The sequence below is a fragment of the Psychrobacter sp. UBA2514 genome (genome assembly GCF_002341255.1).
Taxonomy (GTDB): domain Bacteria; phylum Pseudomonadota; class Gammaproteobacteria; order Pseudomonadales; family Moraxellaceae; genus Psychrobacter; species Psychrobacter pacificensis.
This window is the reverse complement of sequence record NZ_DDNS01000002.1, coordinates 132539-150283: the sequence shown is the minus strand read 5'-3', so window position 1 is coordinate 150283 and position 17745 is coordinate 132539. Positions and strand designations below refer to the sequence as shown.

At 44.3% G+C, this 17745-nt stretch carries 12 protein-coding genes and 1 tRNA gene; 10 read left to right on the top strand and 3 right to left on the bottom strand.

Going from position 1 to position 17745, the window contains the following annotated elements; all coding sequences use genetic code 11:
- Window positions 1–31: 31 nt before the first annotated feature.
- Together B3V51_RS00610 and B3V51_RS00605 are read left to right on the top strand one after the other, a co-directional pair.
- The gene (locus tag B3V51_RS00610) at window positions 32–1819 is read left to right on the top strand and encodes a terminase large subunit domain-containing protein (protein ID WP_201587894.1); all 1788 of its coding nucleotides are present in this window, start codon (window positions 32–34) and stop codon (window positions 1817–1819) included.
- Window positions 1816–2829, top strand: a complete 1014-nt coding sequence (locus B3V51_RS00605; RefSeq protein WP_240365220.1) for a phage portal protein — start codon at window positions 1816–1818, stop codon at window positions 2827–2829. The genes B3V51_RS00610 and B3V51_RS00605 overlap by 4 nt, the downstream gene beginning before the upstream one ends.
- 407 nt (window positions 2830–3236) lie before the next feature.
- Here the strand turns inward: B3V51_RS00605 and B3V51_RS00600 are convergent.
- The 3 genes from B3V51_RS00600 to B3V51_RS00590 all read right to left on the bottom strand — a co-directional run bounded on the left by B3V51_RS00600 (window position 3237) and on the right by B3V51_RS00590 (window position 6754).
- A tRNA-Leu gene (locus tag B3V51_RS00600) sits at window positions 3237–3321 on the bottom strand.
- 219 nt (window positions 3322–3540) lie between these two features.
- Window positions 3541–5301 (bottom strand): sigma 54-interacting transcriptional regulator, encoded by a 1761-nt coding sequence (locus tag B3V51_RS00595; protein WP_212563732.1) that lies wholly within the window; start codon window positions 5299–5301, stop codon window positions 3541–3543.
- An 82-nt stretch (window positions 5302–5383) separates the two neighbouring features.
- Window positions 5384–6754 carry a two-component system sensor histidine kinase NtrB gene (locus B3V51_RS00590; RefSeq protein WP_212563731.1) on the bottom strand — a complete coding sequence of 457 codons (1371 nt, stop codon included), beginning with the start codon at window positions 6752–6754 and terminating at the stop codon, window positions 5384–5386.
- A gap of 135 nt (window positions 6755–6889) precedes the next feature.
- Between B3V51_RS00590 and rimO the strand changes: the two genes are divergently transcribed.
- The 8 genes from rimO to bamA all read left to right on the top strand — a co-directional run bounded on the left by rimO (window position 6890) and on the right by bamA (window position 17636).
- Window positions 6890–8485, top strand: coding sequence for a 30S ribosomal protein S12 methylthiotransferase RimO (gene rimO, locus B3V51_RS00585; RefSeq protein WP_212563730.1), 1596 nt, complete (start codon window positions 6890–6892; stop codon window positions 8483–8485).
- Window positions 8486–8657: 172 nt separating this feature from the next.
- Window positions 8658–9383 carry a UMP kinase gene (pyrH, locus tag B3V51_RS00580; RefSeq protein ID WP_071003450.1) on the top strand — a complete coding sequence of 242 codons (726 nt, stop codon included), beginning with the start codon at window positions 8658–8660 and terminating at the stop codon, window positions 9381–9383.
- A 111-nt stretch (window positions 9384–9494) separates the two neighbouring features.
- Window positions 9495–10049 carry a ribosome recycling factor gene (frr, locus tag B3V51_RS00575; protein ID WP_075106244.1) on the top strand — a complete coding sequence of 185 codons (555 nt, stop codon included), beginning with the start codon at window positions 9495–9497 and terminating at the stop codon, window positions 10047–10049.
- A 273-nt stretch (window positions 10050–10322) separates the two neighbouring features.
- Window positions 10323–11081 (top strand): polyprenyl diphosphate synthase, encoded by a 759-nt coding sequence (gene uppS / locus B3V51_RS00570; RefSeq protein ID WP_071003453.1) that lies wholly within the window; start codon window positions 10323–10325, stop codon window positions 11079–11081.
- Between the two features lie 176 nt (window positions 11082–11257).
- The gene (locus B3V51_RS00565; RefSeq protein ID WP_071003455.1) at window positions 11258–12067 is read left to right on the top strand and encodes a phosphatidate cytidylyltransferase; all 810 of its coding nucleotides are present in this window, start codon (window positions 11258–11260) and stop codon (window positions 12065–12067) included.
- Window positions 12068–12256: 189 nt separating this feature from the next.
- Window positions 12257–13465 (top strand): 1-deoxy-D-xylulose-5-phosphate reductoisomerase, encoded by a 1209-nt coding sequence (ispC, locus tag B3V51_RS00560; protein ID WP_212563729.1) that lies wholly within the window; start codon window positions 12257–12259, stop codon window positions 13463–13465.
- A gap of 117 nt (window positions 13466–13582) precedes the next feature.
- The gene (gene rseP / locus B3V51_RS00555; protein ID WP_093068839.1) at window positions 13583–14959 is read left to right on the top strand and encodes an RIP metalloprotease RseP; all 1377 of its coding nucleotides are present in this window, start codon (window positions 13583–13585) and stop codon (window positions 14957–14959) included.
- 262 nt (window positions 14960–15221) lie between these two features.
- A complete protein-coding gene (gene bamA, locus B3V51_RS00550; protein WP_286707770.1) occupies window positions 15222–17636 on the top strand; it encodes an outer membrane protein assembly factor BamA in 2415 nt (804 codons plus the stop codon).
- Window positions 17637–17745: the final 109 nt, after the last annotated feature.

The following is a 17745-nucleotide window of genomic DNA, read 5'->3' as shown; positions in this document are numbered from 1 at the left end:
AAGTAGCGTCATACCCTTATGAGCTGCGTTAATGTCTGCCCTTATCACCCTACCGACTGGAGAGAACCCCAAAACCGTTGCCCGTGGTCTCTATTGGCAAGGTTGGAGTATCAGCGCGATTGCAGAAATGATCAGTACGCCGCGCACGACCGTAGATGGATGGAAAAAATCAGACGGTTGGGATGAAGCAAAGCCTCTAGATCGAGTAGAGTCCACGCTCGAAGCGCGATTGGTACAGCTGATTAACAAGGACGATAAGACTGGTAAAGACTTCAAAGAGATTGATCTGCTTGGTCGTCAAGTAGAGAGAATGGCCAAGATCCATAAATATAAAGAGTCTGGCAAACAGTCGGATCTCAATCCCAACCTATCCAACCGTGGGCGCAAAGCAGGACAAAAAAACCCTTCAAACGTCATACAAATAGATGATATCGATAAGTTCAAAGATTCATTCAGAGATTGCTTATTTGATTATCAAAAAGTCTGGTACAGCGCAGGTCTCACTAATCGTATCCGTAACCTATTAAAGTCACGCCAAATTGGCGCAACTTGGTACTTTGCGCGTGAAGCTTTTCTTGATGCCATTGAGACTGGCCGTAATCAAATATTTTTATCCGCATCCAAGGCTCAGGCGCGTGTATTCCGCGAATACATCATTGCATGGGCGATGGAAACTGCAGGGATCGAGCTGACCGGTGATCCAATCACGCTAAACATAGAAGGCCCAGAAAAGGACTACAGCGCAAGCCTGTATTTTTTGGGTACAAACAGCCGTACCGCGCAGTCGTATCACGGCAACGTATACATGGACGAATATTTTTGGATTCATAAGTTTATTGAATTCAGAAAAGTTGCATCAGGTATGGCCATGCACAAAAAATGGCGTCAGACATACATATCAACGCCATCATCTAAGCAGCACCAAGCATATAAGTTTTGGACTGGCCAACTGTATAACCGTGGCCGTAAAGGTGATGACCGAATCGAAATAGATGTGACGCCGCATAACCTAAAAAATGGCAAGTTGTGCGGTGATAAACAATGGCGGCAAGTCGTCAATGTCTATGACGCTATGAACGGTGGTTGTGACCTGTTCGACATTGATGACTTGCGGATGGAATACAGCGAGGACGAGTTCAATAACTTGCTGATGTGTGAATTTATTGATGACACGTTATCCGCTTTTAGTGTCAGCGAACTACAGTCATGCATGGTCGATACGTTAGAGATATGGGATGACTGGAAGCCTTATACGCCAAGGCCACTTGGTAATCAGCCAGTATGGCTTGGCTATGATCCGTCATTGAGCCGTGATAGCGCTGGACTTGTGATATTAGCAGCACCAAGTACACCAAACGGCATGATACGCGGCATTGAGCGTTTGCAGTTTAAAAACCCAGACTTCGAAGCACAAGCAAACGTCATCAGAGAAATGACAGAAAAGTATAACGTTGAATATATAGCTATTGACGTGACCGGCCTTGGCATTGGTGTTTATCAGTCAGTGATTAAGTTTTATCCGCAAGCTGTCAAGCTGCATTACAGCCCAGAGTTGAAGCAGCAATTTGTCCTAAAGACAAAGGACGTTATCAAAAAAGGCCGCTTAACTTTTGACCACGAATGGACGGATGTAGTAGGCGCGTTTACTTCGATACACAAAACAATCACTAGCAGCGAAAAAGCGGTCACTTATAAAGCCGACCGCAATGAAGATACTGGCCATGCGGATCTAGCATGGGCATTAATGCACGCACTACATAGAGAGCCTTTGGCAATTGCTCAAGGTGAAGACGAATCCGCACTGGAGATATTTGAATGAATGAAACAGAAAATCATGCAGTGGTAGAAATGCCGGGCATGGAGGCTTTTACCTTCGGCGATCCCATCCCAGTGATGGAACAATGGCAAACTTTGTATTGGGGTGAATGTCACAATCATCAACTATGGTATGCGCCGCCATATGATCCAGATGCTTTGTCTAAGACGATGAGAGCATCACCACATCATAGTAGTGCTATCTTTGTTAAGCGCAATATCTTGGCCAGTACTTTTATACCGCATCCTCTACTATCACATCGTGATTTCAGTAAGCTTGCACTAGATCATTTGACGTTTGGCAACGCATACGTTGAGCGAGTACAGTCACGATCAAAAAAAACTATGAAGCTAAACGTGCCATTGGGTAAATACATGCGCGTCGGCGTCAATGGTGACAAATATTATTTTGCCACGCACAGCTGGGCAGAGCCACATGAATATAAAGCAGAAAACATCTGCCATATAATTGAGCCTGATGTTAATCAAGAAGTGTATGGTGCGCCTGAATATTTGTCCGCATTGAATGCAGCATGGCTTGATGAGTCAGCGACCTTATTCAGACGTAAGTATTATTTAAATGGCAGCCACGCTGGGTACATCTTATACATCAATGACCCAGCAACGAACAAAGAAGACATCGATGCAATCCGTAAAGCTTTGAAAGATAGCAAAGGCCCTGGTAACTTCCGCAATCTTTTTATGTATTCGCCAAACGGTAAAAAGGATGGAATCCAAATCTTACCGATCAGTGAAGTCAGTGCCAATGATGACTTCTTTAAAATCAAAGAAGCGAGTCGAATAGATATTGCAGCTGCTCATCGAGTACCACCTCAACTGATGGGAGCATCACCAACTAATGCGGCGGGCTTTGGTGACCTAATCAAAGCGGCCAGAGTTTTCGCAGTCAATGAGCTTATGCCTTTACAACAGACCATGCTACAGATTAATGATTGGCTAGGTGAGGAAGTCATCAGATTCAAAGACTACTCGCTACTCAAAGATGAAGATTAAATAACCAATTTTAAGATCAATATATCCGCTCTAAATCGAGCGGATTTTTTTGGCTTTCAAAAAACGCAATCGAAGCCCCGCCTCGCCCACGATAAAAAAACATGGTTTTCGACGACCATGACGATCATGGCGGTGGCTTTGCCGTAACTAGGGAAAGGGCAGATAACCAGCTGTTTGAAATGACGAGATATGACGGATATTTATACTCAATCCCACGCTAAAATATCTGGGATGTAGAAGTTAAGGCGCTGTACGTGAATAAAAACAAGGTTTGCGGGTGATAGGTCAGTTCTGTGCAATCCCACGATCTATCCCATCGTGGGATTAGACTCAAATTGCAGACATAAAAAAACCTGCTCGAAAGCAGGTCTAGTATAGGTTTGAGAACTTTTATCACTATCCGAAAATGGTGGGGCTGGAGAGACTCGAACTCTCACACCTTGCGGCGCCAGAACCTAAATCTGGTGCGTCTACCAATTCCGCCACAGCCCCATTTTCCGTTACTCTATCATCAAAAGCGATTAAATTCAAACGCTATCTAGACAGTTAACTGATTCGGTAGTGCGTCTCAGTGGTTGGCTATTATATAGAGTTTGAATTTTTGGTCAACCCCTATTTGCGATTATTTTTAGTTATTTTGCATTTATTTTTACCTGATTTTATAAATAATTGATATTAATGGCTTTTTAATATTGCGTTTTAAGCCTTTATTTACTCTTTAGACGGCACTCTGGGTGCAGAGATATCTAACTGCTGTAATTTACGGGTTAGGGTATTGCGACCCCAACCAAGTAAGCTTGCTGCTTCTATCTTTTTGCCACCACTATGGTTGAGTGCTGCTGTTAGCAAGACCCGCTCAAACTCAGGCGTGGCCGTTTGTAGAATATCAGTTTCGCCTGTATTGAGAGACTGCTCAGCCCAGATAGCAAGAGCTTTTTGCCAATTTGGACTGGCAGGAGTGTGAGTGACTTGATTATTTTGGCTGTGATTATTCAAGTCATCGTTATTTTGCAGCTGAGGGTTTTCTGCATTTGCTTGTGGTGACGAGTCGTGTTCTTGGTCTAGCTCTGAGTCTAGAGGCGTGTTTTCTAATAGCTCTGGTGGCAAATCTGTCGCCATCACGGTGTCGCCCGTGGCCATCACTGTCAGCCATAGGCAGACATTCTCAAGTTGACGCACATTGCCGCGCCAGTCAAAGGTCTGCATCATCTGTAAGGCCGCAGGATGCAAATGTTTCGGTGTTGTGTTCATTTGCTCAGCTGCCGACTGCATAAAGTAGGTCGCTAATGCAGGAATGTCTTCGGGGCGTTTACGCAGTGGTGGCAGCGGTAGACGAATGACATTGAGACGATAAAACAAATCTTCACGGAAACGATTTTGTTTGACTAATTCTTCTAAGTTCTGGTGAGTAGCGGCGATGATACGGACATCTACTTGGATCGGCTGCTGTCCACCAACGCGATAAAACTCGCCATTGGCCAGTACGCGTAACAGACGTGTTTGGGTACTAAAGGGCATGTCGCCAATTTCGTCCAAAAATAACGTACCGCCATTAGCCTGCTCAAAACGTCCTTGACGAGTTGTCGTTGCACCAGTGAACGCGCCTTTTTCGTGACCAAATAATTCAGACTCAATCAAATCATGTGGTATGGCTGCCATATTAAGTGCGATAAATGGTTGCTGTTTGCGCGGTGAGTGCTGATGCAAGGCACTGGCAACCAACTCTTTACCTGTTCCTGACTCTCCAGTAATTAAGACTGAGATGGGGGACTGCGCCAATCTACCAATGGCACGAAACACAGTTTGCATGGCTTGTGACTGACCGATGATACCGCTCGGATTGCTATTAGCTTTAGAGGCAGTTGTCACCTCAGCTTTATTTTTGCTGTGTTTAGAGTGTGTACTGGTAGGTGCTTCAGGTGTTATCTCACTGTCAGCGAGCGCGTCAGTCGCGATATGGGTATCAGACTCATTCGAATAATGGGCTATCGCCATATTTGGCTGGTAGTTGATCGCTTTATAGATAGTGGCAACAGCATCATCTAGGTCAAAGGGCTTTGGCAAGTATTCAAACGCACCGGTCTGATAGCTATTAATCGCAGAGGTGAGGTCTGAGTGCGCTGTCATAATGACAATCGGCATGTCCGGAAAGTGCTGGTGTACCCAGTCACTAAATGACAATCCATCCATCATTGGCATACGAATATCAGTCAATATTACGTCTGGCAGCTGTGTGGCTGATTCTTGCTGTTTTAGCGCATCATTGAGCCGAGTCCATGCTGCCTGCGCTTGGGTAAAACTGATAACGGTCAATCCAGCATCTTCAAACGTATCGGCCAATACCATACGCAGCGCTGCATCATCGTCGATTAACCAGAGCGTTGCAGGCTGATCGCTGGGTGCATTATTGACGGTGACTATTGGAGAGTGTGCATCGCTTTTAGGGTTTTGGTTGTCACTGTATTGGGTCATGTATCGGGCCTAATGAGCAATTGTTATTGTCGGTTTGGGATTGGATGCCTTACAATTTAGCAGTTTTATGCCGCCATGTGTTCTATGATTCAGTGACGGGCTGGGTAAAAGGCAGATATAGTGTAAAGCGTGTTTGCTTGCCGTTCGCCTCCTCTGTAGAGCTCACATCAATCATACCATGATGATGGCTGATAATATCTTGTACGATAGATAAGCCAAGGCCAGTACCTGCTGCACGGCTGGTCACCATCGGAAAAAATATTTGTCCGATAAGTGCCGGATCAATGCCCGAACCATTGTCAGTGATAGTGATTTGCAGCACTTGCTTGTGCTGCTGCCCAACAATCGTATGCTGAAAGGCAACGCGCGTTTGAATGTGCAAGGTTGGCTGATAAGCAGTCTCTCTATCGGTCTGCACATCGGTTAATGGTAACTCCTTAGACGCAGAGAGCTTGTTCTGCTGTAGCGTTTGCTCAAACTCAGTCATAGACTCACACGCATTATTCATAATATTTAAAAATACCTGAATCAATTGGTCTTTGTCAGCACACAACTCAGGCAATGACAAATCATAATCCCTCTGTATCGTCACTTGTGGGTATTGACTGACTACCAAGGTCAAAACATGCTCTAGTGGTTCATGGACATTCAGCGTTTGCCAGTTTGGCAGCTGATTTGAGCCAAGCAGTTGAGCAATCAGATGTGTCAAACGGTCAGTTTCTGAGATGATAATATCGGTATAGTTACGCAGCTTTTGATTCATTTTTTGCAAATCATCGTTTGTGCCAGCGCTAGTGTCCTGTGAGATACTGAGCGCGTTAGAGTGACTGTTAGCCGCCGTCGTATTCGCATCACTGAATTTAATAAACTGTCGCTGTAATAACTGCGCTGCACCCCGAATGCCCGCAAGTGGGTTTTTGATTTCATGCGCGACCGACCGTAGCATGTGACGAGCAACCGCATATTGCTGCTGCTGGCGCTGCTCCTCTGAGATGCGACTTTGGCGGTCTTTGCCCCACATCTCGATAATAAAATACGACTGCTGCTCGTAGATAACAGGCGTCACGCTATAATCGACCGAAAGTAGTAGGTTGCCATTCAAAGGCGTCTGGATGACGTGATCATGGTCAATGAAAGGCTGTTGGTAGTTTTGTGCTTGATTGAACCGCTCTGTCAAAGAATAGAGGGGTTCATCCAGAGGTTTGTTTTCATTATCATCACTGACATTGTCGATAGAAGCATTTTCTTTTAGTTTTAATTCATCGGGTGCCAATAGCGTCAAGATAGACTGGTTAATTAACCTCCCACTACTAATAGCCAGTAATTGCTCCGCTTGAGCATTTAAACGGGTTATCGATAACTGATCATTGACCCACAAAATAGCGGTGAATAGATGCTGTGATACGAATGCTAAATCAGGGGTGGTTTTGGTGGTGATAAAATCAGCAGTCATGGATATTGCCCAGAAAAATAGGATGTTTGAATCAATATTTAACCATAAATCAAGACTATAGAGAGGCAAAACTGGTGATTTTTGCAAAAAAAACGTACAATGCGCTCAGCCAATTTATCTCTAGCAAGGTCAGCCATGTCCAAAACTTCTACCGAGTCAGTGAACACGACAACGACAGCCCCTACGTCAGCCGTAAAAGACACTGCCACTATCTTTAATCCTGCAAAGCCATCAATACCGCAAGAGCAGAGTCAGACAGATGTCAGTCAAACACATACTGACCAGCCTTATCATCATAAAGCCAACCACAATCAAAACCGCAGCATTACTCAAAGCAGCCACGCTACTTCAGCCTCGACGGCTAATGCAACTGCCACGATGCCAGTGAGTGCAGCGCCAAAGATTGGGTTTGTGTCACTAGGTTGCCCCAAGGCCTTGGTCGATAGTGAGCGTATCATCACTGAGCTTAGCCGTGATGGCTATCAAGTTGCAAGCGACTATGACGGTGCAGATTTGGTCGTGGTCAACACCTGCGGCTTTATTGAGTCAGCGGTGCAAGAGTCACTTGATGCGATCGGCGAGGCCATTAGCAAAAACGGTAAAGTAATTGTCACCGGTTGCCTGGGCAAAGAGGCGGACAAAATCCGTGAAATGCATCCCGCTGTACTCGCAGTGACAGGCGCGCATGCCTATGATGAAGTGATTACAGCCGTTGCACAACACGTGCCAAAGCCAAATCGCAGCTTGGATGCCAATTACGACCCAAAAATAGACTTGATCAATGAAGCGGGGGTCAAACTGACGCCCAGTCATTATGCGTATCTAAAAATCTCAGAAGGCTGTAACCACCGCTGTACGTTCTGTATTATCCCAAGTTTGCGCGGTGATCTCGTGTCGCGCCCGATCGATAATGTCATGAACGAAGCCATGGCGCTCAAAAAAGCGGGCGTGAAAGAGTTGCTTATCATCTCGCAAGACACCTCAGCGTATGGGCTGGACCTCAAATATAAGACCAGCTTTTGGAATGGCATGCCGCTCAAGTCTAAGTTTTATGATTTATGCCAAGCCTTGAATGATCTAGGCATTTGGGTGCGTCTGCATTATGTTTATCCATACCCACATGTAGACAAAGTCGTTGAGCTAATGGGCGAAAAGAAACTGCTGCCTTATCTCGATATTCCGTTTCAGCATGCCAGTCATCGTATTCTAAAAGCAATGAAACGTCCTGCACACAGCGAAAACACCTTGGCTCGTATCAAAGCATGGCGTGATATCTGCCCTGATATCGTGATTCGTTCAACCTTTGTGGTTGGCTTCCCGGGTGAGACTGAAGAAGATTTTCAGTGCTTGCTTGATTGGCTAGTAGAAGCGCGACTTGACCGCGTGGGTGCATTTACGTATTCAGAAGTAGAAGGTGCTGTCGCCAATGATTTGCCAAACCATGTGCCTGAAGACGTCAAGCAATCTCGCTACGAGCGTTTGATGGCGCTGCAACAAGAGATCTCAGCGCAAAAACTACAAGAAAAAGTCGGCAAAACCTTAATGGTATTGGTTGATGAGATTGATAGTGATGAGAATATCGCTATTTGCCGCAGTTATGCTGATGCGCCTGAAATTGATGGGCATGTCTATGTTGATGATATTACTGCTCAAGTCAAAGTTGGGCAGTTCCTGACCGTGACGATTGATGATGCCAGCGAATATGATCTATTTGCCAGTTATCAAGGTTAAGTGTTCGACAAGATATACGAGTGAAAATTGCCCAATGGCGGGCAGTTTTTGCTACAATTAGCGCAATTTAGCCTGTTTAATACGCTTGTCCTTAAGTGCAGCGTTACGGGCAAACTTGATTTGTGTTTTACCCATAATTTTCTTTATAATTTCATGATAATAAGGTGACCTCATGTCTGACAAAAACCCGCGTTACGCCCGTATCTTGCTAAAACTCTCTGGTGAAGCCTTGGCTGGTAGCAAAGACATGGGTATTGATACCGAAGTGCTCGATAAAATGAGCTTGTCTATCGCTCATTTGCGTGGACTAGGTGTTCAGGTTGGTATCGTGGTTGGCGGTGGCAACTTATATCGCGGCGCACAATTACAAAAAGAAGGTTTGGTTGGCCGTGTGACGGGTGATCAGATGGGTATGCTAGCCACTGTCATGAATGGTCTGGCGATGCGTGATGCGCTTGAGCGTCGTAATATCAAAACGCGTTTGATGTCTGCATTGCCAATTGGTGAGGTCACCGAAAGCTATAGCAGTCGTAATGCGATTCGCTATCTCAAAAATGGTGAAGTGTGTATCTTTGTTGCTGGAACAGGCAACCCATTCTTCACCACTGATACGGCTGCTTGTTTGCGTGGTATCGAGATTGAAGCCGGCTTGATTTTGAAAGCGACTAAGGTTGATGGCGTTTATGACAAAGACCCAAGCCTCCATACTGATGCCAAAAAATACGACGGGCTCACCTTTGATGAAGTGTTAGAGCAGAAACTTGGCGTGATGGATTTGACGGCTATCGCGCTATGCCGCGAGCATAACGTACCGCTACAAGTGTTTGATATGACCAAACCTAATGCATTGCTAAATGTCATCATGGGTGAAAACGAAGGCACACGCGTTTTTCATTAATTAATTCCCTGAATTGATGTAGCGTTGATCGGTCACTTCAGAGAGTAGCTAATAACAAATATCCCAATAGCAAATAAAAAATTTGTCGATAGCGATAAATAAGGACACACAATGATTAAAGAGATTAAGCAAGACGGCGAAGCACGCATGCAAAAAACGTTGGAAGCGCTTGAGAGCACTTTCAGTAAAGTTCGCACTGGACGTGCACACCCAGGTATGTTGTCAGGCGTGATGGTCAGCTACTACGGTGCACCAACCCCCCTAAACCAAGTCGCCAGCGTCAACGTTGAAGACTCACGTACGTTATTGGTTCAACCGTTTGACCGTACGATGGTACAAGCAGTAGACAAAGCCATTCGCGAAGCAGATTTGGGCCTAAACCCAATGACAGCGGATGTGATTCGTGTGCCCATGCCAGCGTTGACCGAAGACACCCGACGCGATATGCAAAAACTTGCTCGCGGAGAAGCAGAGAGCAGCCGTGTGTCTATCCGTAATATTCGCCGTGATATGATGAATGACATCAAAGATCTAGCAAAAGAGAAAGAAATCTCAGAAGATGATGAGCGCCGTGCTAACGATGACATTCAAAAAATCACTGACAAGTACATTGAAACTATCGATAGCCGCCTCAGCAAAAAAGAAAGCGATTTGATGGAAGTTTAATACTGATCCATTTGGTATTTATAGCAAGAATCAATTCGGTAGATTATCTGTAATTTAGCAGCCAATACCTTGTAGTTATTGGCTGTTTATTATGACATGGATAATATGATTTATTAATGTGAGTGCAGTTTACTGATATTTCTCAAATATATTGTAAGCTATAAAAATTTTCATCGCTAAATTATGATAAATTTGTGAATTATTTACATGGCGCTTTTAATCGTCACTGCACACGTTATTATTATTTTACCTTAACAATAAGCAAGTTTGCCTATGTCCACTTCAGCCGTTACGGCTCCTAACATTCTTCCTCGTCATATCGCTATTATCATGGATGGTAATAACAGATATGGCAAAGCCAATAACCTGGGTAAAGGTCAAGGTCACATAGCTGGTAAAACTGCTTTAGACCCTATCGTAGAATATTGTGTCGAGACCGGTATTGAAGTACTGACTGTTTTTGCTTTCTCTAGCGAAAATTGGCAGCGACCACCTAGTGAAGTTGCACTATTAATGCAGTTGTTGGCATCGACCATTGATGAGCAAATGCCGCGTATGAAAAAATACTGTATTCGCTTACGTTTTATCGGTGATCGCAGTCAGCTTAGTGAAGAATTACAAGCGTTAATGGCGGATGCCGAAGCAGAAACTGCAAGCTTTGATGCCATGACATTAGTCATTGCGATTAGCTACGGTGGACAATGGGATATTGCTCATGCAGCAAAACAGCTGGCACAACAAGTGCAGGCAGGTGAGTTGAGGGCTGAAGATATTAGTGCAGAAATGCTCGGTGAGCAAGTACAACTGGCAGACGCTCCAGCAGTAGACATGCTGGTTCGTACCGGTGGTGATTATCGAATATCGAATTTTTTATTATGGCAAGCGGCCTATGCAGAGTTGTTTTTCACGCCAACTTTATGGCCAGATTTTGTTCCAGAAGAGCTGGCTTCGATGATGGCTGAGTTTGCACAGCGTCAACGCCGTTTTGGTAAAACCAGCGAGCAGGTAGGGATAGAGCAGCATAGTCGCTGATGCAATAGTAGCCATAAAAATTCAGACAGTATTCTCTAGGTCGCTAATACCGCTTGCTTACGAGATGATAAACCGTTTTAATGAGGGTCAATGCTATTAATGGGCACAGGTCTATCAACTGTTATAATGCATTTTTTTTGACTGTACCTTCTTCATTATTATAAGGCTCGATAAGTATGTGGCAACGAATTAGAACGGCAATAGTTCTCGTTATTATCGTTGGTATTGCAATGTTTGCGAGCCAAACCCCTATTTTATTCGCACCGCTTTTAGCCGTTGGCGTCATTATCGCAGCTCATGAGTGGGCGAAGTTGATGCCGAAGTGGCGTCAACCTATTGTCTTTGTGCTATTAGTTTTAGTGATAACTGTCGTATCGCTTATGTTGAAGGTGACTTGGTTATTCTGGTGGACGGCCTCGCTTGTCATATGGCTGATGGCATTGTCTTGGGTACGTGCATTCCCAACACAGACAAAATGGTACGGAAAACATCTAGCGTTGTTGGGTGTGGTTATTTTGACAGCCTCTATTACTGCGATTTTTTACCTCTGGCAGCTATCAGCATGGTGGCTACTTTATGTGTTTTTATTGGTCTGGTGTGCTGATAGCGGTGCTTATTTTGTTGGTCGTAAGCTTGGCCGTCGAAAAATGGCACCCAATGTCTCACCCAATAAGAGTATGGAAGGATTGGCCGGTGGTTTGATTACAGGTCTACTGGTAGTCGTTGCGATCAGTGTGTTTAAGCTACAACTGACGGGCGCATCGCTAGTCGCCTTTGTGGCACTATCGGCGCTAACGATTCTGGCTTCTGTGCTTGGTGATCTTTTTGAATCAATGCTCAAGCGCCGCGCTGATGTCAAAGACTCTGGTACCATCTTACCAGGACATGGTGGTGTACTTGATCGTATTGATTCATTGCTATCTGCAACTCCGATATTTGCACTTGGCTTTTGGGCGATACAGCAGCTAGGTTTGATTGTGGTATAAGACTTTGATTGTGGTATAAAACAAAGTCACTTAGCTGATTTTATGATGTGATAAGTAAGCGAAGTGACCGTTTTGATTAGTCTTTTACAACGGTCTTATTTGTTACTACATAGTCTTATTATCCTTTATATTTTTTAAACCTCATTTATTCTTTTCTCCTTCTCTAAATATTAAATATCATAGGCATTAATGGTTATGACGCAACGCATCGCCGTACTAGGCGCGACAGGCTCGATTGGCGATAGCACGTTAGCAATATTAGCGGCGCAACCGCAACATTATGAAGTTTACGCATTGTCAGGCTACCACCGTTTAGATAAGCTGTTTGCGCTTTGTCAGCAGTTTTTGCCTAAGCGTGTCAGCGTGCCAACAGCCGCTGTGGATGATTTTGCCAAAAAGCTTAAAGCAGCAGGGGTTGATAGTGATGTAGTAGGGGGCGAGGAAGGTCTAGTAGATATAGCCACTGATTCACAAACTGATACGGTCGTTGCTGCCATCGTAGGCGCAGCAGGACTGCCTTCTACCTTAGCCGCAGCACGCGCAGGTAAGCGTATTTTGCTCGCCAATAAAGAAGCGCTGGTGATGGCAGGGCAGGTCATGATCAATGCGGTCAAAACACATAATGCTACGTTGTTACCCCTCGACTCTGAGCACAATGCTATTTTTCAGTGCTTACCACTCGCTATTCAGCAAGACAACACCCAAATTCATCAGCCAAATCATGGTGTACGCAAACTGTGGTTGACGGCTTCAGGTGGCCCATTTTTGCAGCAGTCTTTTGAGCAGATGCAGCAAGCAACTGTCGCAGAGGCAGTCAAGCACCCTAACTGGTCAATGGGCCAGAAGATATCTGTCGACTCAGCCACAATGATGAATAAAGGGCTTGAGTTGATCGAGGCTTGTCATTTGTTTGATCTGCCTGAAAATAAGATAAATGTGGTCATTCATCCACAAAGTATCATTCACTCAATGGTAGAATATAGCGATGGTAGCTTTTTGGCACAGCTTGGCAGTCCAGATATGAAAACCCCAATTGCCCATGCGCTCAGTTACCCGAGCCGTATTGATAGTGGCTCACAGCCATTAGATTTATATGCACTTAGTGGTTTGGAGCTCATTGAGCCTGATCTGCAAAAATTTGCCTGTCTACGCCTTGCTCGTCAAGCAATGCAAGCAGGTACGCAGGCGACTATTGTACTAAATGCAGCCAATGAAATTGCAGTGGCGGCTTTTTTGGATGGACAAATTCGTTTAACTGACATTGCTGATATCAATGAGCGTGCCTTAAACGATATACAGCTGCCACCATTAAACGAAACGGCTGACATAGAAGATATATTGGCCATTGACAAGATAGCGCGTCACCTTACTGATAAGCTTGTGGCAAAATTGGCATAATCGTAGCAATCATTAGCCATGAATAGCCTCTTGGTTAAAAAATGGTACTAATAAACGATATCAGTGAAGATGTTGATGTTGATAAAAGATACTAAGCAACAATACTGAGAAAAGATCATGACGTTTTTATTAACGCTTCTTGCGGCAATATTTGTCTTAGGTCCACTCATTGCCTTACATGAGTGGGGGCACTATATTGTGGCACGGATGTGCGGCGTCAAAGTATTAACATACTCTATCGGTTTTGGCCCTAAACTATTTGGTTGGACCAGCAAAAAAAGTGGCATCGATTATCGTATCTCAGCATTGCCACTCGGCGGCTATGTCAAAATGCTTGATGAGCGTGAAGGCAATGTCGCAAAAGATGAACAGCATCTTGCGTTTAATTATCAGCATCCGCTCAAGAAGATTGCGATTGTCGCCGCTGGGCCTATCATGAATTTCATCATTGCTATTGCGCTCTTTTGGGTGTTGTTTATGACGCCGTCTGAGCAATTGGCTACCAAAATTGGGCAAGTACTGCCAGATACCCCAGCTGCGATGGCGCAGTTACCTGTCGGTGATAAGATTGTTGCGATTGATGGGCACGATGTACAGACGTGGGAAGGTATCAATTATCGCCTTGCAGGACGGATGGGTGAGACAGACAATGTGAGTATTACACTACAGTCAGATGCTCAAACCAATCAGTCGATCAAAACCTATCAAGCACCAGTCACACAATTTATGCAGGGTGATGCACAAGGTAAAGATGCATTGACCAGCTTTGGTATGTTACCGTGGCAGCCACAGATTGCCCCGATTGTCGGTGAATTGGCGCCTGATGGTGCAGCTAGCCGTCAAGGTCTACAGGTGGGCGATCGTATTACCGCCATCAATAATCAAAACATTGACGATTGGATTAGCGCCACGCGTATTATTCGTGATAATCCCGAGGTGTTACTTGATTTTACCGTATTGCGTGATGACAAAACGGTGCAATTGCAAATTATGCCGCAAGGTAAAAAAGACAATTTGGGTAATAATTACGGTCAAATTGGCGCCATGGTTGATCAGACTGAGATTGTTATTCCTGATGCCTACAAAACCACCGTGGTTTATGGCCCTGGCGAGTCATTGGTCAAGTCGTTCGAGAAGACTGAGCAGCTAGCCGTGATGACGGTAAGCTCGATGGGAAAAATGCTCTCAGGTATGATTGGTCTGGATAACTTGTCAGGTCCGATTACCATTGCCAAAGTCGCCAAGCAAAGCTTTGATATCAGTTGGCAGATGGTATTATCGACGGCTGCATTGATTAGCCTGAGTCTTGCTGTATTGAACCTGTTACCGATTCCAGTATTGGATGGTGGTCATATCGTTTATCATTTTATCGAACTGATTCGCGGTAAACCGCTCTCTGAAGGGGTGCAAATGGTGGGGTTAAATATCGGTTTACTCTTACTGGCAGGTTTCATGGTGTTAGCAATTGGTAATGACATCAGTAGGCTGTTTTGATCGGTTAATGAGTAATATAATCAATAAAGCACAATATACTAATGGTTTAATAGCTCTTACGCTTTGATTGTTGCTATTATACGCAAGATACTTTGTGTCATAGCCTCTGTACTAATCGTAATTTTTAGTTTATTTTGTGATTCTTTTTATATAAAGTGTTCTGAGTCAGCCATGCATGGAGTTGCGACTTTGTGCAAATGGGCTGGACAACATATGCTTTTTAACTTAACTTTAGCAAGTTTTTTATTGACGGATAGTGTTTATGCGTACGCCTTTATTTATGAGCGCGGCTGGGTTGCCGTTAGTTGTAGCGATGATGAGTATGCCGGTACAGGCTGCAGAATTTGTAGTGACTGACATCGGTTTCAATGGCTTACAACGCCTAACCCCTGATAGCCTCTATCCGGTTCTACCTATTACGGTAGGAGATACGGTCAATGACAGTAGCTTAGCGGCCAGTATCAAGGCACTGTATGCCACTGAAAACTTTGCTGATATTCAAAGCCGTGTCGAAGGTGGCAATCTAAGGTTTGATGTTATTGAACGTCCGACTATTGCCGAAGTGAATTTTGAAGGTAATAAGCTCATTCCCAAAGAAGGGCTTGAGCAAGGACTTGGGAATGCTGGACTGTCTGTCGGTAATGTACTGAAGCAATCGACCCTGCAAGGCGTTGCTAATGAGCTGCAACAGCAGTATATCAGCCAAGGTTACTACAACAGTAATATTGAAGTAGATCAGACGGTACTTGATGGTAACCGCGTCAAACTTGATGTGCGCTTCATCGAAGGTAAGCCTGCCAAAGTTGTTGATATTAATGTCATTGGTAATAAGCACTTTAGCGATGAAGAGATCAAAGATGTCTTTGCGGTAAAAGAGTCTTCATGGACACGCTTGCTATCAAAATCTGATCGATATGCACAAGAAAAACTGGCCGCCAGTTTAGATAATTTAAAAGCATTGTATCAAAACGATGGTTATGTGCGTTTCGCAGTAGATAACGCGGTACTCAATATTAGTGAAGATAAACGTAGTGTGTTCATCGAAGTCAGTTTGAGTGAAGGTGAGCAGTATCAGTTTGGTGACGTCAATTTCTTAGGTAAGCCTACTTTTTATAACGACGAACTAAAAGAGTTGGTGACTTTTGCGCCTAATGAAAAATATTCACAGGCCAAACTGGATGACACCACAGCTGCGCTCAAAAGACGCTATGGTAACGAAGGGTATTATCTAGCTCAAGTTAGACCCGTACCACGCATTAATGACGACACCAAAATGGTTGACGTGGATTATTATATCGATCCTGCACGTCCTATTTATGTTCGCCGTATCAACTTCACAGGCAATCTCAAAACTCAAGATGAAGTATTGCGCCGTGAGATGCGTCAGTTAGAAGGCTCTCTTGCCTCTAGCGAAAAAATCCAGCTTTCACGTACACGTCTTATGCGTACCGGTTTCTTTAAAGCTGTTAACGTTGATGTAAAACCAGTACCCAATCAGCCAGATCAAGTAGATGTCAACTATACAGTAGAAGAGCAACCTTCTGGTAGTTCAACGATTGCAGCAGGTTACTCGCAGAGCGGCGGTGTTACTTTTCAGTTGGATTTGACCCAAAATAACTTTATGGGCACTGGTAACCGCGTTAAAGCCGCACTATCACGTTCAGAGACACGTGATTCGTATAGCTTAGGATATACCGATCCATACTTTACAGAAAATGGCGTCTCACAAGGGGTGAGTGCTTATTATCGCGAAACCAAATACGACGACAGAAACGTTAGTAAATATGTCACCGACGCTTATGGTGCCACGCTGAACTACAGCTATCCTGTTGATGAAACCAAGCGTGTCAGTGCTGGTCTAAATGTCGACAACACGACAGTACGTGGTGGTCGTTTCCTCGGCATATCAAACGCACAAGAAATCATCGATGATGGCGGTACTGTTGAAGACTTCACTGGAGATTTCGAAGGTCGTACTGGCTTTAAAAATGATTATCAGACCTACAACTTATTACTGGGCTGGGATTATAGCACCTTAGATCGCCCTGTATTTCCAAATAAAGGCATGAGCCATACGGTCGATGCGACCATTGGTCTTGGTGATGCCAGTTATCAGAAACTGGTTTATCGCGGCAATATCTACTATCCGATTTATAAAGATTGGGTGGCGCGTGGTTATACCAAGCTTGGCTATGGTAATGATTTGCCATTCTATGAAAACTTCTATGCTGGTGGTTATGGTTCGGTTCGTGGTTATAAATCATCAAGATTGGGTCCTAAGTCGCAAAGCTATAATGATGCCATCAATGATAGTGTTCGTTATAAGGACGAAAAAGTAGGTGGTAATGCGTTAGTTACTTTTGGTACCGAATTGATTTTACCGATGCCGTTTAAAGGCGATTGGGCAGACCAAGTACGTCCAGTACTATTTGCTGAAGGTGGTCAGGTATTCGATACAAGTGACAAAGAAGACCGTACCTTCGTTAATCCTGGCACTGGTGAGGATACAGGTGTACCACTATTGACCCAAGACAACGAATTCCGCTTTAGTGCAGGTGCAGGTGTGACATGGTATACACCAATTGGTCCAATTTCACTCAGTTATGCCGTACCTTTTGGTGATAAAGAAGGCGACGAAACTGAAAAGGTCCAGTTCCAGATTGGTAATACATTCTAGATCGCTAATATTATCTAAATATATCTAATCGTTCTCAAATATTTGTCTAAGTAAGTTAGAATGTCATTAGTTTCCAGTAGGTCGTCAAAACACATTGTTATTTTGACGA

Bases quoted from the DNA above. Each gene is read 5' to 3' on its own strand.
- B3V51_RS00565 (WP_071003455.1), top strand. From the start codon at position 11,258: ATGTGGCAACGAATTAGAACGGCAATAGTTCTCGTTATTATCGTTGGT.
- B3V51_RS00595 (WP_212563732.1), bottom strand. From the start codon at position 5,301: ATGACCCAATACAGTGACAACCAAAACCCTAAAAGCGATGCACACTCT.
- B3V51_RS00610 (WP_201587894.1), top strand. From the start codon at position 32: ATGTCTGCCCTTATCACCCTACCGACTGGAGAGAACCCCAAAACCGTT.
- pyrH (WP_071003450.1), top strand. From the start codon at position 8,658: ATGTCTGACAAAAACCCGCGTTACGCCCGTATCTTGCTAAAACTCTCT.
- B3V51_RS00590 (WP_212563731.1), bottom strand. From the start codon at position 6,754: ATGACTGCTGATTTTATCACCACCAAAACCACCCCTGATTTAGCATTC.
- uppS (WP_071003453.1), top strand. From the start codon at position 10,323: ATGTCCACTTCAGCCGTTACGGCTCCTAACATTCTTCCTCGTCATATC.
- B3V51_RS00605 (WP_240365220.1), top strand. From the start codon at position 1,816: ATGAATGAAACAGAAAATCATGCAGTGGTAGAAATGCCGGGCATGGAG.
- rimO (WP_212563730.1), top strand. From the start codon at position 6,890: ATGTCCAAAACTTCTACCGAGTCAGTGAACACGACAACGACAGCCCCT.
- ispC (WP_212563729.1), top strand. From the start codon at position 12,257: ATGGTTATGACGCAACGCATCGCCGTACTAGGCGCGACAGGCTCGATT.
- rseP (WP_093068839.1), top strand. From the start codon at position 13,583: ATGACGTTTTTATTAACGCTTCTTGCGGCAATATTTGTCTTAGGTCCA.
- frr (WP_075106244.1), top strand. From the start codon at position 9,495: ATGATTAAAGAGATTAAGCAAGACGGCGAAGCACGCATGCAAAAAACG.
- bamA (WP_286707770.1), top strand. From the start codon at position 15,222: ATGCGTACGCCTTTATTTATGAGCGCGGCTGGGTTGCCGTTAGTTGTA.